General features: G+C 55.6%; 1 protein-coding gene and 1 pseudogene. One reads left to right on the top strand and one right to left on the bottom strand.

All coding sequences use genetic code 11. The features are described 5' to 3' along the window. Positions 1-4: 4 nt before the first annotated feature. Positions 5-268 (top strand): annotated as a pseudogene (locus WCE05_RS25975) (TIM barrel protein); the annotation flags it as partial. On the opposite strand, the gene WCE05_RS25970 reads toward WCE05_RS25975, so the two are convergent. After that, positions 211-435, bottom strand: coding sequence for a TIM barrel protein (locus WCE05_RS25970; RefSeq protein WP_368816835.1), 225 nt, complete (start codon positions 433-435; stop codon positions 211-213). The pseudogene WCE05_RS25975 and the gene WCE05_RS25970 sit on opposite strands and share 58 nt — an antisense overlap. Between the last annotated feature and the right edge of the window lie 27 nt (positions 436-462).

Below are 462 nucleotides of genomic sequence, written 5' to 3'. Positions count from 1 at the left end.
CACCATCCAGCTGGCAGGTTATGACGTCTATTACGAAGACCACGACGAAGGCACCCAACAACGTTTTGCTGAAGGGCTGGCGTGGGCAGTCGAACAGGCGGCGGCATCACAAGTCATGCTGGCGGTGGAGATTATGGATACCGCGTTTATGAACTCCATCAGCAAATGGAAAAAATGGGACGAGATGCTCGCCTCGCCGTGGTTCACCGTCTACCCGGACGTCGGCAACCTCAGCGCCTGGGGCAATGATGTTCCCGCCGAACTGAAACTGGGCATTGACCGTATCGCCGCGATCCACCTGAAAGACACCCTGCCAGTCACCGGCTCTTTGGCTTTTTCGGTCCACATCTCAATCAGAAATGATCCGCGATAGTTCAGTTCATGCAGCGTTTTGAAGATGCCAACGAAATCGACGCAGCCTTCGCCAAACGGCACATCACGGAACTGTCCGGGGCTTTGCCC

The sequence above is a fragment of the Pseudomonas sp. I2 genome, from assembly GCF_040984075.1.
GTDB lineage: Bacteria > Pseudomonadota > Gammaproteobacteria > Pseudomonadales > Pseudomonadaceae > Aquipseudomonas > Aquipseudomonas guariconensis_B.
Note: the sequence above shows the minus strand (reverse complement) of the source record. Positions and strands in the feature narration are given on the sequence as shown.